This is a genomic window from Lacrimispora sp. 210928-DFI.3.58, from assembly GCF_020554865.1.
GTDB lineage: Bacteria > Bacillota > Clostridia > Lachnospirales > Lachnospiraceae > Enterocloster.
The window spans coordinates 201,537-217,292 of the sequence record NZ_JAJCIC010000001.1 but is presented as its reverse complement, the minus strand read 5'-3'; the positions used below and the strand labels follow the sequence as shown (position 1 = coordinate 217,292).

General features: G+C 52.6%; 15 protein-coding genes. 1 reads left to right on the top strand and 14 read right to left on the bottom strand.

Translation table 11 applies throughout. The features are described from left to right. Positions 1 to 105: 105 nt before the first annotated feature. The gene (locus LIZ87_RS01045; protein WP_227144838.1) at positions 106 to 1,938 is read left to right on the top strand and encodes a subtype A tannase; all 1,833 of its coding nucleotides are present in this window, start codon (positions 106 to 108) and stop codon (positions 1,936 to 1,938) included. Between the two features lie 87 nt (positions 1,939 to 2,025). Here LIZ87_RS01045 and LIZ87_RS01040 read toward each other — a convergent pair whose 3' ends face one another. From LIZ87_RS01040 to LIZ87_RS00975, 14 genes are all read right to left on the bottom strand, one after another. Next, the gene (locus LIZ87_RS01040; RefSeq protein ID WP_178316477.1) at positions 2,026 to 2,850 is read right to left on the bottom strand and encodes a metallophosphoesterase family protein; all 825 of its coding nucleotides are present in this window, start codon (positions 2,848 to 2,850) and stop codon (positions 2,026 to 2,028) included. Positions 2,851 to 3,096: 246 nt separating this feature from the next. Then, positions 3,097 to 4,248, bottom strand: a complete 1,152-nt coding sequence (locus LIZ87_RS01035; protein WP_227144835.1) for a hypothetical protein — start codon at positions 4,246 to 4,248, stop codon at positions 3,097 to 3,099. Beyond that, positions 4,245 to 5,411, bottom strand: a complete 1,167-nt coding sequence (locus LIZ87_RS01030; protein ID WP_227144833.1) for an ABC transporter permease — start codon at positions 5,409 to 5,411, stop codon at positions 4,245 to 4,247. Before LIZ87_RS01030 ends, LIZ87_RS01035 begins: the two co-directional genes overlap by 4 nt. A gap of 61 nt (positions 5,412 to 5,472) precedes the next feature. Continuing rightward, on the bottom strand, positions 5,473 to 7,422 hold the full coding sequence (locus tag LIZ87_RS01025) for a zinc ribbon domain-containing protein (RefSeq protein WP_178316904.1): 1,950 nt from the start codon (positions 7,420 to 7,422) through the stop codon (positions 5,473 to 5,475). A 40-nt stretch (positions 7,423 to 7,462) separates the two neighbouring features. Then, entirely contained in the window at positions 7,463 to 8,137 is a 675-nt protein-coding gene (locus LIZ87_RS01020; protein WP_178316905.1) for an ABC transporter ATP-binding protein, read from the bottom strand. 138 nt (positions 8,138 to 8,275) lie between these two features. Beyond that, positions 8,276 to 9,175, bottom strand: coding sequence for a DMT family transporter (locus LIZ87_RS01015; RefSeq protein WP_227144831.1), 900 nt, complete (start codon positions 9,173 to 9,175; stop codon positions 8,276 to 8,278). Beyond that, positions 9,172 to 10,095, bottom strand: coding sequence for a DMT family transporter (locus tag LIZ87_RS01010; protein WP_178314032.1), 924 nt, complete (start codon positions 10,093 to 10,095; stop codon positions 9,172 to 9,174). Before LIZ87_RS01010 ends, LIZ87_RS01015 begins: the two co-directional genes overlap by 4 nt. 143 nt (positions 10,096 to 10,238) lie before the next feature. Then, positions 10,239 to 10,595 (bottom strand): 50S ribosomal protein L20, encoded by a 357-nt coding sequence (gene rplT, locus LIZ87_RS01005; protein ID WP_178314030.1) that lies wholly within the window; start codon positions 10,593 to 10,595, stop codon positions 10,239 to 10,241. Between the two features lie 28 nt (positions 10,596 to 10,623). Then, positions 10,624 to 10,821 (bottom strand): 50S ribosomal protein L35, encoded by a 198-nt coding sequence (gene rpmI, locus LIZ87_RS01000; RefSeq protein WP_178314028.1) that lies wholly within the window; start codon positions 10,819 to 10,821, stop codon positions 10,624 to 10,626. A gap of 29 nt (positions 10,822 to 10,850) precedes the next feature. Then, positions 10,851 to 11,345 carry a translation initiation factor IF-3 gene (infC, locus tag LIZ87_RS00995; RefSeq protein ID WP_178314026.1) on the bottom strand — a complete coding sequence of 165 codons (495 nt, stop codon included), beginning with the start codon at positions 11,343 to 11,345 and terminating at the stop codon, positions 10,851 to 10,853. A gap of 395 nt (positions 11,346 to 11,740) precedes the next feature. Beyond that, on the bottom strand, positions 11,741 to 12,055 hold the full coding sequence (locus tag LIZ87_RS00990; RefSeq protein WP_227144829.1) for a DUF1540 domain-containing protein: 315 nt from the start codon (positions 12,053 to 12,055) through the stop codon (positions 11,741 to 11,743). A 273-nt stretch (positions 12,056 to 12,328) separates the two neighbouring features. After that, entirely contained in the window at positions 12,329 to 12,538 is a 210-nt protein-coding gene (locus LIZ87_RS00985; protein WP_227144827.1) for a helix-turn-helix domain-containing protein, read from the bottom strand. 201 nt (positions 12,539 to 12,739) lie between these two features. Continuing rightward, complete coding sequence (locus LIZ87_RS00980; protein WP_227144825.1) at positions 12,740 to 14,374, bottom strand: hypothetical protein; 1,635 nt, start codon at positions 14,372 to 14,374, stop codon at positions 12,740 to 12,742. Beyond that, positions 14,371 to 15,756: an MATE family efflux transporter gene (locus tag LIZ87_RS00975; RefSeq protein ID WP_178315708.1), complete on the bottom strand. Its 1,386-nt coding sequence runs from the start codon at positions 15,754 to 15,756 to the stop codon at positions 14,371 to 14,373. The genes LIZ87_RS00980 and LIZ87_RS00975 overlap by 4 nt, the downstream gene beginning before the upstream one ends.

Below are 15,756 nucleotides of genomic sequence, written 5' to 3'. Positions count from 1 at the left end.
TTTATTCCAATTACGACTTAATTATACACGAAAACGAATTGTATGTCACTGGTGAATTGGCTAAAATAAGACTGCAACAAAGTGAAGAAAGGAGACCTTTTCAATATGAGATACAGAACATGGATAGCCCTTGCCTTTACCGCGGCCCTCGCTCTTTCCGGCTGCGCCGGATCAGGCGCGGCCGAACCTTCAAAAGAGCCAGAAACAGCTGCAGCGGAAACCTCCCCTGAGCCGGAAACAGCTTCCCAGGAAGCATCGGCTGCCTCCCTTTCCCTGATCGATCCGTCAAAATGGAATTATAACGAGGAGGACGGCGTATACTGGCAGATCGAAATCCCCTATTGTGCCAGCCCGGCGGCTCCCGCATATGAGACCCTGGGGATCTTTGTGCCGGAGGCCTATATGGAGGCCCAGGACAACAACGACGGCACCTACACCTGCCGGATTAAGGAGGAGGGGGCCATTGGCAGCTACACAGCCATGACGGCGCCTATCGTGATTCCCGTAAACACTCCCGGCTATTCCGCCATGGCGGCCCCAGCGGATTATGTAAGCGCCGCCGCTGATTATACACAGGCAGGCTTTATCTATGTAAATGCAGGCTGCCGCGGCCGGGAGGAGGGCGCCCCTGCAGGGGTGACGGATCTCAAGGCAGCGGTCCGCTATATCCGCTATAATGAGGGAAGTATCCCCGGCAGTATGGAGCGGATCTTCACCTTCGGAATGAGCGGCGGCGGCGCCCAGAGCGCCCTTATGGGGGCCACCGGGGACAGTGAACTCTACCTTCCTTATCTGGAGGCAATTGGGGCCGTGATGGATATCAGCGACGCCGTAGCCGGCTCCATGTGCTGGTGCCCGGTGACAAATCTTGACTATGCCAATGAGGCCTATGAGTGGAATATGGGCGTCAGCCGCACTGGGCTGGATGAGGAAATGCAGACTCTTTCCAACGGCATGGCCCAGGCCTTCGCCCTCTACATTAACAGCCTCGGATTAAAGGATGAGGAGGGAGCCCTTCTGACCCTGGACGCCTCCGAAACCGGGATCTATCAAGCAGGATCCTACTATGATTATATGAAGACAGTCATTGAAACCTCCCTTAACCATTTCCTGGAGGATACCTCGTTTCCCTATACCCCATCCTCAGGAAAGGGAATGGGAGGCGGTCTCCCCGGAGGGGGCTTTCCCGGCAGGGATGGGGCTCCTGGCATGGGCGGCGCTCCGGATGGAGATGGGCTTCCCGGAGGGAATGACATCACCGGCGGCTTTGTGGATGAATACGGCCGGCTGCAGAATGACGGCATCAACCGCGGACTGGCCGAGCAGGAGGCAGCAGAGCCTCAAACCTATGAAACTGTTCAGGATTATATTGACAGCCTGAATCAGGATACCCGGTGGGTCAGCTACGACAGCGCCTCCCATACTGCTTCCATCACAAGCGTGGAGGATTTTGTCAAAGCCTGCAAGAAAGCCAGCAAAAACATAGGGGCCTTCGATGATCTGGAGGGGACTCAGGGAGAAAATGTCCTCTTCGGCTACGGAGACGGGGCAGGCACTCATTTTGATCCTATCATGGCAGAGCTTTTAAAGGACAATGAGGCCTATGGACCCGCATATGCCGCAGATCTGTCAAAGCAGGATATCCTCGGCAATACTGTGGATGTCCGGATGAATATGTATAACCCTATGTACTACCTCTGCAGTTACTATGAGGGCTATCAAACTTCAAATGTAGCAGGCTACTGGCGCATACGCACCGGCATCACCCAGGGGGACACCGCCCTCTCAACAGAGATGAATCTTGCTCTGGCCCTTGAAAACTATGGGTGCCAGGTGGATTTTGAAACGATATGGGCCCAGGGTCACACCATGGCGGAACGGACAGGCAGCCCTACTGAGAACTTTATCCAATGGGTAAACGGCTGCCTTGCCCAATAGGCTTTTGCAAATCATAAAGGCTGCTGCCGAATTGCGGATCCGGGATTTTTCCCCGGAAGCGTATCGCAAGTTGGCAGCAGCCTTATTTTATGTTCTTTTCAGCCCGTTATCCTTTTTACAGAGCTCCTCCTGGATACAGCGGGCGTCCGCCTCCGGCAGCCTGTCACAGACAGCATACACCGCATTCACCAGGCCAATATCCGCATTCAGGTTCTCCGCTGCCCACTCCGGCGCACTGCCGGCCTTCTTCTGGCGAAGAATCCTTGCCAGCAGGAAAAGCTCGCTTTTCTTGTCCCTGGACTCCTCCTCCGGGGATACTGCCTTTTGGAGGCCCGCAGCCTGGCCTGCCCTCTCCTTCTGCTTCTGGCGGTAGCGCTTCTGCTGCTTTTCGTAGCGGCTCTCCTTTGGCTTGCTGCGCTGGGCAATGGCCGCCCCCGGGGTTCCGTAGCCCTTTTCCAGCCAGATAGTCTCCACGGAATACTTCCCGTCCTCAATTGTCATCACTGCCAGGGACAGAGGAAGCGTAAAGCGCTTGTAGCCGCAGCTTCCGGGATTCAGCCAGAGCCTGCCGCTTATCTCCTGCTGCTGGTACATGTGGGAATGGCCGTAGATCACCACCTGGGTGTCTCCGAGAGCGCTTGGAATGTCTTTTCGCTCATGAGCCATGATAAACTTCACCCCTCCCAGGGAAAACCGTTTTATCAGCGGAAGCCCCCCTGACCAGCCTCTGTCGTTGTTGCCCCGCACAGCGTACAGGGGAGAATCTGTCGACAGCTTGTGGTAGGTCAGCTGGTTGTCAAAATCACCCGCATGTATTATCACATCACATGTCTCCAATATCCGTTCTACCTCCGGCCTCAGCACGCCGTGGGTATCTGCCATGACCGCTGCCCGTATAGGTCCCTCTGTCATAGCTTGTCCCTCCTTCTCCTCTCATGTATGATAGCCCGCAGACAAAACAAGGCGGAAAGCCCTCCTGCTTTCCGCCTGATATCAGGGGAATACCCCGCTTACTGTTCGTTTTTCCCTGCCGCTTTTTCAACATGTCATATGGATTTAGTATAAATTTGGGCAGTCCATTTGTCAACCGTTTTCTGCCTGGGTTTCCAAAGTCTCCAATGTCACTGTCTCCACTTTCCGGTCTGTTTTTCTTTTACTTTAACTAAATATCCTCAAATAGTAATAGGGCAGGAAACATTTCCCGGCCAGATCAAAGCCTTCAAACAGCTTCCCTGCATTGATGAACACCGGACAGAATACCAGGCTCCCAATAATGAAAAAGGGAATCGTGCAGCACAGGGCCTGGGGGCTGGGGCATATAAGCTTTAAGGCCCAGGCTGCTGCCGTGACGGCTGCCGCATAGCCGGTCATCGCCCCCAGCTCCTTGATAAGTTCCTCTCCTTCCCCGCCTGCCCATACCGCCAGAAGGCCAGCACAGGCTGCCAGTGTGACAGGAGCTGCCAGGGAGGCCAGCTGGCATGGAAAGCGCAGTTGGCAGTCAAGGGGATGGAACAGCCCCCTCTTCTCATCCTCCCCCAGAACCACTGCCCCGTAAAGCCCTGTGATGAAAATGCAGACAGCGGCCAAGCCTCTTACTGGAAATAAGCCAGGGGCTTTCTCGGCTCCAGCGGTCCTCCTGGTTCCGCTCCCACTCTCTCCTCCAGCGTTTTTCAGCCCTTCGCCCACTTCCCTGCCGCCTTCTTCACCATAAAAATACACAAAGCGAAAGGTGCTTCCATTTTCTGTCCATTTCTCATAGAGCTCTCCCGCTTTTTGGCGGGCCTCCTGCCGCTCAGGACTGCCTGGTTCTCCCAGGCTTTGGAAAGCCTCCCCGTCCCCTGCATAGTCCATGAGCAGCTCCTTGTCATACAGCTCCATGAGAGCTGCGAACACGGTCTCTGTAGAGAGGGCGGCCGCTACGGTAGATGGAGCCGAGTATACCTCAATGGAACGCTTGAACTGCCTGTGATCCAGCTTTTCCTCCAGCCCTTCGCAGATCACATACCCACACTCTGCCCTTCTGGAGGCTACCTCCTCCTTCACCTGCTCCTTATCACGGCACAGGTAGAAGAAGAACATGCCTTCCTCTTCGGAGGATGGGCGGCTGGCCAGGCTGTCTGCCAGGCGGCTGCCCAGACTGCCCTCTTGATCCAGAGAGCAGACGGCGATCTGTATCTTTTCATCCCCCTTCTTCTCTGCTCTGCGGATTACCATTGCTCCCAGGGGAAGAAGGAGAAGCACTGCCAGGAAGGGCAGGCGCTTTAAATAACGCTTGCAGGAAAGCCAAAACCATATTGCTGCCTTATTCATCTTCTTCCCACCTCCACTGCCAGGCTGGCGGCAAAACCTGCCGCAGTCAGAACGCAAAGCCTGCCAAAGATTTCCGGAGCCCATGCAGCTGTCACCATCATCTTCACGCCCTCCATCAGTATGTAGGTGGGAATGAAGGGCGCTGCCACCCTTAAGGCCGAGGGCAAAAAGACCAGCGGAAGAAAGCCCCCTGCCAGAAAATGCATGACCGCTGCTCCTAAAAACAACAGCAGCACTCCGCCCAGCAGACTGCCCGCCGCCTGATAGAGGAAGACTGCCACAGAGGCTGCTGCTGCGCACACCAGCAATATGGCTGCTGCTGTGGGCGCCTGCCACTCCATGACGCCAAACCACGCTGCCGCAGCAGAGCAGGGGATCCCCAGAGCGAGAAACAGCAGGGTCAGCCCCAGGATGCGGGATCCGGCCACTGTACCTCCTCCTACGCCTGCCAGGGCCAGCTTCTGCCTCATGACCCGGCTGTGGGGCAGAAGAAATCCTGATACCGGTATGGTACTCAGCAGAAGAAGAAAAACAGACATGCTGATGCCGTAAAAGACAAGGGTATCCACGTCACCGGTAGCATTTACCCTGACCTGCTTAAAATAGTCCATTCTCGGAAGACTGTAGGCCAGATAGATCCGGTTTAAGTCCGCCTCCAGCTGCGGGATGGAATCCGCCAGCCCATAGAGGCTTAACAGCTCATCACCGGCATATATTCCCGCCTGGCTGGAACCCAGGGTTGCCGCCCCCGCCTCTGTGAGTTCCCGGAAAATGCGGCTTTCGATCCCCGCTCCCCTGGGCAGGAGCACGGAGATGGGGGTATTTGTTCCATTCATGATGTCCTGTACAAAGTCCTCAGGCACCTCTATCACAGCATACAATTCCCCCTGCTCCAGCCGGCTCCTGCTCTCTTCCCTATCCATGTACGTAAAATCGCAGAGACTTTTCACGCTCTCCAGAGAGCCTATCATGGACATTACCTGCTTTGCCAGGGCATCGCCCTCAGGAAGCACCACTCCCACGGCGATCCTTCCTGAAACCTGCCCACCATACAGCGCTTTCCCTGCCAAAAGGGCAACCGCACCCATTAAAAATAATAGTACGATTGCCCCTGCTGCCATATGGGGAAGCCGTTTTAATGCCCGCTTACATTCCAGTCTCATATAAACCAGACGTGCACTCATTATTCCCCTGTCCTTTGTCCTTTTGTCGTATTTGCGCTCTTTAATTCAGAGGTGCGCCTAACTGACCTGACAGTCCGATCACACCAAACAGCATTTCCATTCCCACTGCTGACCACTCCTCCTGGGTAGCTGACAGCACATCCATGGTGTCGCCCTCCAGCGGAATGATCTCCTCTGTCAGAGGCCTAAAGTAGTATTCTCCGCTGAGAACAACATTCACAGCATTGTCCATTGCTGAGATCTCCAGGGCATCGATATCCGCATGGAAGGTCTTTCCCTTCTCCAGCTCATCGATCACGCCGTTCATGGAAACCTTGAATATCTGGGAGCCGTCAGAGCCGCCCTCAAGAGCTACATGGTAGGCTCCATCCTCGGAGGAATAGGTGCCTGTATAGGCTGCTGTCACTGCAAACTTATCGTCCTCGCCTTCTCCCTCTGCATTCAAGTCAAAGGACATGTCGCAGGTAAGAGATTTTCCATCGTAGGTTCCCTGCTTTACAAAGCTTACGTCCACCGTGGACTCGTCATCGTAGAGACGGACTGTTCCATTCATGTTCTGGGCCGGGTAAGCCCCTCCCTCCAGGCGCAGGCTGAAATCCACATTAGCGGTGAAGTTTTCATCCTCTGTTTCGATATCCAGGGAGGTCGTTCCATCTACAGCGGCGAGAACTCCTTCCTTTGTGACGTAGACCGTCATCTCCACATCGTTCAATGCCTCATCCAGATATCCGATCATCTGGTCCACAGCATCCTCTACCTGCTCATAGGACTCCTGCTGCATCTCGGCTGCTGTCTTAGGCTGCTCCCCTGCAAAGGTGGTGCCCATGAGCTCGCTCATCTTCACTGTTGCCTCCAGCTGATTCAGGAAATCTGCCTTTAAGGTCTCATCCTGAAGGAAGAAATCAGAGGATGTGCGCAGGAAATCGATCATGGCAGCCTTGCTGATAAGGACAGAATAGCCATCGCAGGAATAGGATTTTCCATCAACGGTGAAGGTTCCCTTTTCTGCCTTCTCCACTGTCAGGGCTTCCTTAAAGTTGTCCTGGGCCTTGCAGCCTTCTCTGTAGCGCTCCATCAGAGCCTCCAGATCAAAGGACTCCTGTGCCCCATCTCCTGATGTGCTCTTCTCCAGCTGCTCTGAAAAATAGGCAAACAGGCCTTCCACATCAACGCCGCTCTCCTCCAGCAGAGGAGCGATAGTAGGTGAATTCTTGATCCTGTCCTCTAAGCCTTCGCTCAAGTCAATGGTAAATACGCGGTTGGACAGCTCCGGAACATTGAGCATCAGTGTCTCGTCCCCGTAGTACATATTCAGATTGACAAGATCCATACCGGAATAGATCACGCCCATGTTAAAATCTGACTTGCCGCCAGTCACATCGTTCCTTCCGGCTAAACGCAGTCCGCTTCCGGCGTAGGCATTCACTTCCTCCTCCGAACAGCTGTCAAGCTTTAAGGTCAGTCCGCCTTCCCTGTCTGTAGTGGCTGAGGTATCTGCAAATTCGGTCAGGCCAAAGAGCTCCTCCAGCGGTGATACCTGATCTTCCGGGAACGCATTTTCAAAGGCGGCAATGACCACCTCTTTGGGATCCTTTGCAGTCATCTTCTTGTAGGCCAGGGCTCCGATGGAGAAGACAGCGGCAATAGCGATCACAATTGCCAGTATCTTCATAAATTTCTTGTTGGGCTTCTGGTCGGATCCGGCCGGAGCAGGGGCTGCCGCAGCCGGGGACTGCTGGCCTGAGGGCTGTGCTGTCCCGTCTGAGGACTCTGAGGGCCTCTCTGTTTCCGGCTTTTGGGCTTCGGTTTTGGAGTCCGTCTCCCCGGCCTCCTCTGCTCCCTTCGCCTCCTCTATCTCTGCTGCGTCTGTCCCCTTGTCCTCTGCTTTCGGCGCTTCTTCCACCTCAGGCACTGACCTTGTGGGGGCCTGGCATTCCGAACAGAATTTTGCATCATCTGGAAGCTCTGCTCCGCATCTTAAACACTTCATTCATTTTCCTCCCTTTGTAGTCTATTGTTTCTTACTCTATTTACCGAAACTGCCCGATCAGCTCGCTGGCTGTAAGGCCGTTGTCGATTTCCTTTAATCTGCCTTCCTTCAAAACATACATCCTGGTACACAGGGAAAATTCCTCCAGCTCGTGGGATGTCAGCACCACTGCCCCGCCTCCTGCCATGTATCCCTTCAGATAGGCGCGTATAGCCTCCTTGCACTCCAGATCAAGGGCCGCTCCCGGTTCATCCATGATGAGGAGAGAGGCATGGTTTGACAGGGCGCAGGCAATGCTCAGCCGCTTCTTCATGCCGCCGGACAGCGTCCCCGCTCTCTTCTTCAGCATCTCCGGGATCCCCAGCATAGCAGCCGGGCCATTCCTTAAGTCCTCTTCCATGTCCCTTCTGCTGCCTCTGTACCACAAAAGCAGGTTATCTCTCACCGAGAGTTCCTCCATCAGCGGATTCTCCTGAGGCACATAGGCCGCCCCTTTGGCAAAAACAGCGGGATGGCCCACCGCTTCCTCTCCATTTAAAAGGATGCTTCCCCTATCCGCCTTCTGCGCTCCTGCCAGGATGGATAAAAGGGTGGTCTTCCCGCAGCCATTGCTCCCCGCAATACCCACGCACTCACCGGGACCAGCCTTAAGCTCAATCCCATTTAAAATGTGATGTTTCCCATAGGATTTGCAGACTCCTGACACTGCTAACATAACTACCTGCCCTTCACTTCTGTGTATTTATTTAGTATATCATATAGGCAATCCTATTGCAAAATACATATTATTACGTCTTTCTTAATTTCGCAGCTGCTCCGCCCGAAACTACTTATGCGCACCAACCTGCAGCACTTACGCTCCCGCTGACAAGCTGTTCCCGATCATCCCTCCTACGATCACCGCAATTCCCAAAAGTCCCACTGGCTCCGGAACCGGATCCTGCAGCAGGAAAATACCGCCTAGCAGCGTGAAGAGCACTTCTCCTGACTGCGTGGCCTCTACCACCGCCAGCTGTCTGTGATTTCCCTTCACCATGTCTGTTGCTTTAAAAAACAGTACAGTTGCGATCACTCCGGAAAATAATGCCACCAGCAGAGACTGAAATACCTGATCACGCCCCGGAAGACCGGCCTTCAGCAGGGCCCAACCGGACATTGCCAGCCAAAAGGGCATGCTGCACAGGGTCATGGCGTACACTCTCTTCAGCGTTGTCAAATGAGGCGGACATATCTCCATAATTTTCCTGTTTCCCAGGGGATAGGAAAATGCTGCCACCAGAATAGGGATCAATGTAAGTGCCACGACCCTTCCTTCCAGCTGCCTCATCTGCGGGATCTGCAGCAGGAAAATCCCAGCCAGTATCACAAATGCCCAAGCCAGATTCCTTCCCGGTATCGTTTTCCCCCACAGAGGAGTCAGTAGGACGCCTGCCACAATGGTCAGCTGCCAGGTGGCTGCTGCCAGCCAGGATTCTCCAAAGGCGGAGCCAAAGGTAAGGGGTGCGTAAAACAGCCCAAAGCCCACGGTGCTCCATAAGACCCAGGGACCCGGAGCCTTTTTCATCTCTGTCCAAGCCTCCATAAGGCCGCCGCTCTTCCCCAGCATGACTGCCAAAATCGGAAGAGTAAACAGATAGCGCAGGCAGGCCGACCACAGCCAGAACCCCCCTGACAGGTTCATACTTCTATTAAGGATAAACGTAAATGCAAAGAAAAATGAGGCTAAAATTCCATAAATCAATGCTTTTCTCATGCTGTCCTCCTCCGGGCCTGCTCCTCCCTTATGGGCCCTTTTTCCTTTCTGCTTTTGCTGTTTAACAAAAGCACTGCTGCCAGAATAAGCCCTATGCCTCCGGCTCCCGCCGCCGTCATCTTCTCATGAAACAAAAAGATTCCTGCCACTGTAGCCGTAAGCGGTTCCATGGAGGCCAGAATAGACGCCTTTCCCGACTCCATCCTGCGAAGCCCCTCTGTATATAGAAGAAAGGGAAGCGCAGTGGAGATCATCCCCAGAAGCAGCACCGTCACAAAACTTTTTGGGGAAGACATTCCAATAGAAAACATTTCCAATGGGCGGCAAAAGCCTAAAAGCCCCAGGCTTGCCACGAGAAAGGTCCAGGCCGTTACTGTGAAGGTGTCATACGTTGCAAGGGCATATCTCCCGAAGATGGAATACAATGCATATCCAAAGCCGGCCCCCATGCCTGCCAGAATCCCTGCTGCCGTTACCGGCCCTGACCCAAAACCGCTGACCAGCACACTGCCCCCAAAGGCCAAAGCAAGAGCCAAGGCTTTTCTCACCGTGAACCTCTCTTTAAACAGCAGTACCGACAGCACCATCACAATGCTGGGAGCCGTATACAAAAGGATGGCCGCCACGGACAATGAGGTCAGCTCAATGGCAATAAAATAGCAGATATTAAAGAACACGATGCTGCAAAGCCCTGTTCCCAGAAACATCCATCCGTCCCGCCAGCTGATCCGAAGCTTTTCCGGATGCTTCACAGCCAGCATAACCGTCAGCACCACCGCCGTCACCAGACTTCTCCCAAAGGTGATCTGCACCGGGGAAAAACCTGCTGCCGACAGCCTTTTTGAAAATACCCCTATGATACCCCAGCAGATGCCGGCAGCGATCACCAGCAGGGAGGCTGTTCTGTCCTTTTGTGCCATACCTATTTCCTCCTGCGATATGAAAAAGAATCCTTGCAGAGCATTTTGATTTCATAGGGAACGAAGTTTCCTATGAAATCAGAAAGGCATCCCCAGCCACTTATTTGTGAACCAGAAATGCCTTCATCAAAAATACCGTTCAATTATGCAAGCTTGCTCTTTGCCAGCTCTGCTAACTTTGCAAAGCCCTCTGCATCGTTGATCGCCATATCGGAAAGAACCTTACGGTTTAAATCAACCTCAGCCAGCTTTAAGCCGTACATGAACTTGCTGTAGGATAAACCATTGATACGTGCAGCAGCGTTGATACGTGCGATCCACAGCTGTCTGAACTGTCTCTTTCTCTCTTTTCTGCCTGCGTAGGAGCTGGTCAGTGCGCGCATAACAGACTGCTTTGCAATTCTGTACTGCTTGGAGCGTGCGCCTCTGTAGCCCTTTGCCATCTTTAAGATTCTATTGTGTTTCTTCTTTGCATTTAAACCGCCTTTAACTCTTGCCATCGGTAATTCCTCCTTCTACAATTCAAACTTACAGATATGGTAAAATCTTCTTCATTACCTTTACGTTTGTGCCGTCGGTAACGATATCTTTTCTAAGATTTCTCTTTCTCTTGGTGGACTTCTTAGTTAAGATGTGAGACTTGTAAGCTTTATTGCGGACTAACTTACCGGTTCCTGTCTTTTTAAAGCGCTTTGCTGCAGCTCTGCTGGTTTTTAACTTTGGCATTGTAAAATTCCTCCTTAAGACTTTCTATTTTAACGTTTTGCAGTTAAAAACATTACCATGCTTCTTCCCTCTACCTTGGAAGGCTTGTCAATGACTGCGATGTCGGCCAGACTTTCAGCGAAATCGTCCAGAATGTATTTTGATTTGGACATATGGGCCATCTCACGGCCGCGGAAACGAAGGGTAACTTTCACCTTATCGCCCTTTTCCAAAAACTTCCTGGCAGCCCCAACCTTTGTGTTCAAGTCGTTGGTGTCGATATTGGGAGACAAACGAACTTCCTTTATCTCGATTACCTTCTGCTTCTTCCTGGCTTCCTTTTCCTTGCGTGCCAGTTCATAACGGTACTTGCCGTAGTCGATAATCTTACATACCGGCGGCTTTGCGGTAGGAGCAATCTTTACCAGATCCAGCTCTGCTTCCTGGGCCAGCTTATACGCATCCCTTGCAGACATGATTCCCAACTGCTCTCCATCCTCACCAATCAGTCTAACTTCCCTGTCCCTGATTTGTTCGTTGATCATTAATTCGCTAATAGTCGTACACCTCCATATGTCAAATAAAATAAAGCGGATAGTCAGACCATCCGCTTATCAAACACTACAAAACTGCCTGCTGCCAGCCGTCATCACGGCACAACAAACTGCTTTCAGCTATGAACCCAGGTCACTTGCTCGTGCCGGGGTGAGGCGGATACCTGCTTTCCTGTCAGTCGTTCTCACAACTTATGTTACTATACTATATTTTGTGATGTTTGTCAACTGTTTTTTTCTTGAGTTTCCGCATTTTGCACCCTGGCTGCCGGGAGGACGGCTGGAGCGACTTTACAGAACATTAGAAGCACTTAGCCGCCTTTTAGGGAAAATCACCCGAATATCCGGCATTTCTGCCAGTATCCGGGTGATGCTGAAACTGAGTCTTATTTTACTTTAAAGGTGCTGCACCTTGTCTGGTCAAATTCTGAGGCTCCGTTGCCGTTGATGCTGATCTTTTCGGCAGTACAGCGGTGGTCATCGTTGTAGATGCATTTTACAGCATCACAGGTGACATCCAGTCTGGTTTCCGGGGTCTTAAAGAGATTGGTAAACATCCCTCCCCGGTTCTCATCGAAGCTTGCGCAGCAGGTGTCCCCTGAATCCTTTGCCTTGTCACCGTCTACTAAAATTGCGTTCTTGCAGCAGCAGCGGTCAGAATTGTGGACACAGTTCATTACACTACATTCCAGCTTTGTCATTGCAGTTTCCTCCTTGTTCATGAACATTTTCACAGCAAACCTACATGCGCCCGGCGGGCGGACGCGCCGCCGCACCATGAAAACCCGGCGGGCGCACTTGGCATACCTGAATTTCGTGCCGCCTTGCGGCGGCGATGTTTTCATAGCAAGGATAGTATGCGCGGATTGATGGTTTTGATTCGTGTTATCTTCTGCTTTAACAAGTACCGTCAAATATCCGTGCAAGCACGGCTACTTGGCTCATTGCTTCGCGGGAATAAAGTCATAGCTGTACTATTGAGGGCCGTAATTTGATAGTCCCAATCCCTCTATTATTTTACGCATTGTAGCTTCACTTTTGTTTCTTCCGGCCATTACATCGCACAGAGTGGACTCTTTTATCCCTATACTCTTTGCAAAATCCCTGCCTGTCATTCCGCGTCGAACAAGCTCCAGTTTGACTTCTGTTCCAAACGGAGTCCTTTTTATTATCTGCCCAGACATCTAACCTTTTCTCCTTTTTCTGCGTCTCAACTCAATACTGTAAACGGTATGTCTACTAATCCAACTTCTGTCCCTTTTAATTTTAGTGTTTATATAAAAAAAAGTCAATCAGGATTGCGAAGTTTTTCGTATTTATTCAAAAAATGATACCCCGACTGCCAGCTCTTCCATCAAACTGGCAATCAGGATATCCAAATTTCATTATAAACTTCTGTTCATCCGGCGCAGGGCATCAATGCAGCTTCCCTCGGAGCCGTCCATCTGATAAAGCTCTCCCTCCGAGATGCAGGTGTAAACATTCACATCATCCACATAGGCAGCACCCTTCCCCATGCAGGAGAAGGAAATGTCCACAGGAGCACAGTTTTTGAATACAACCTCCTGTACGGACTGTTTTCCGGCAGCCACTGTCTTTGTCTGGCTTCCCACCTGGACCGTTACGGTGCAGCTGCCCTCTCCGCGCAGGCGGAAGCGGACATTGGTATCCTGTCCCGCAGTGCCTGTCATACGGCTTCCCGTGTCCTGGCGTATACGGCTTCCGGAGGATAAGCGCGCTGTCTTGTTGCCGTTAATCTCTGTCACACGGCAGTCCCCGGAAAACTCCCAACCCTCCTTTCCCAGGGCAAACTGGGAATTGAACACCTTGTTGTCTCCGTAATCCCTGTAGGTCCAGATACCGTATCCCATGGTCAGGGGCTTTAAAAAGCCGGGAGCCATGTCCAGGTACAAGGGCTTTTCCTCCGGCCGCAGCTGGGCATTGTTCTCAAAGCCCTCCGTGTTGTCTGTGAATAAAAACTGGTCAATGTAAATGGGCTTTCCCCCATTGTACGCCTTCAGCTCCTCCAGGAAATAGGGGGCATTGGCAGCTGCCTCCGCTGCTCCCACCCTCTCATACTGGCTTAAGAAGCCCATGGAAACGCTGAACATGGCGCTTGTGTAGGAGGAATTCCCACAGGAGAAGGTGGTATAATGGGGAGCTCCCTCCATGATCCCGTTTCCCTGGTTCACAGGATCAATATCTAAACGCACCTCCATGGACAGATCAGGGAACACTGTCTGGCTTTCCGACAAAAGCTCATTTAAAAACTGGTCATAATATTCAAAGAACACCTTCCTTGCATAAGAATCCCTTGAGGGCATATACAGCTCCTCCCAGGAAGCCAGGGAATGACCGTACATTTCCTCCAGCTCCTCTAAGCTGTAGTGGAGGCTGGCGTACCCGGTATAGCCGCAGGCCTGGGCAATGGCCCTGCTGGCATTTCCCCGGCCCAGCCTGGCGGCATTTTCCGTAAAATTCCAGAAATCCTCCCAGGTAAGGAAGCCTCCGCAGAAATTCCCATGGGCGGAAGCCCTGCGGTAGAGCCTGTCCACATACTGGAGCCAGGCAGCCCTTGTCTCGGAATGGTAGATCAGGCCCTGATACCGGTTTAACACGGATTCCTTTCCGCAGTAATCCCAGGTATAGCCCACCCGGAGCATTACGCTTAGGCCCGCTCTTTCCGCCGCCTCCATCACCCGGTCCAGCTTCTGCCAGGCGTACTCATTGTAGGTACATGGGGAGATCCCAGGCTGGAACTCCCTCCATGGCACTGCAAGGATAATGTTGTTAAAGCCGTCGGCCGCGATCTGAGCCAGCTCCTCCTCCATATGGATGCTCTCGCTGTTCCAGAAGTTCACTACCCAGTCATCGGAATAGTAGGTGGCTGATTTTAAATAGCCTGCTCCCCCTCCTGCGTGGTCCGCTGCCCTGGCAAAGCCCGTGGCAAGAAAAAAGGAGGAGAGGGCCATGGCCAGAAGAAGCCTTTTCCCCATGCCGTATCTTGTCCCCATCTTCATGCTCTGCGTTCCTCTTCTTTCTCCCTTTCTCCCCTGGTAAGCTCCGGCCAGATCGTAAGCAGCATGGTCCCAAAGCAGGCCGCACCGCCGATAAAGTTGGAGATCGGCTCTGCCATGAGGATCCCTGTGGTCCCCAGGCCAAAGAGCGTGGGCAGGATGATGATAAGAGGTATGACAATGATGACCTTGCGGAAAATGGAGAAGAACACCGCCTTCTTCGCCTTGCCCAGGCCCACAAATACGGACTGTCCGGCAAATTGCAGGGACATCATGAAAAATCCGAAAAAGTAAACGCGCATAGCGGGGATCCCGGCCTCCACCAGGTCTCCCTCCCTGTTGAACATGCGGATAAACGGCTCAGGGAAATGATGGACAAAGGCCCAGACAGCCACCGTATAGAGGATGCTGGATGCAGCCATGAACAGGATCCCTGTTTTCACCCTGCCGTACTCCTTTGCGCCGTAATTATATCCCAGAACAGGCTGGGCGCTGTTGGTGACGCCTGTCACCGGCATGGAAATGACCTCACGGACGGAATTGATCACAGTCATGATGCCCACATAAAGGTCGCCGCCGAATTTCTGCAGCATGGCATTGTACATGATCTGTACAGAGCTGTTGGTGATGGACATGGTAAAGCCCGACATTCCCAGGCCCATGATGCGCAAAATACGTTCTTTCTCCAGCTTCATGGCTGAGGGACGCAGCTTCAGTATGGTCCTCTTTCCAGTCAGGAAACGCAGGATCCAAAGGGCTGACAAAAACTGGGATAAAATGGTAGCAAGGGCCGCACCCTTCACTCCCATGTGGAATACGAAGATAAACAGGGGATCCAGCATAATATTGGCAATAGCGCCCAGCAGGACCGTCATCATTCCCACAGTGCCAAAGCCCTGGGAATTGATGAAGCTGTTCATGCCCAGGCCTGTCATGACAAACACATTTCCCAGCAGGTAAATGGTGACATAGGCGTCTGCGTAGCTGATCGTAGCGTCACTGGCCCCAAAAAGATAGAGCATGGGACGCTTTACCAAAAGGCCGGCCATTGTGAGCAGGATCCCCACCAGGACCATCATGACAAAGGAATTGCCCATGATCGCTTCCGCCTCCTGTTCATTTCCCCGCCCCCTCTCAATGGAGCATAAGGGCGCACCGCCCATTCCGAAGAGATTGGCAAAGGCAATGACAATGGAAATAATGGGAAGGCATAGTCCCAATCCTGTCAGGGACAGAGTGGCATTTTCCGGTATCATGCCAATGTAGATCCTGTCCACAATATTGTAAAGCACATTGATCAGCTGGGCCAGGGTCATCGGCACAGCCAGCTTTAAGATATTTCCCACCACGCTCCCGGTGGAAAAATCGTTCTCTTTTGTACTCAT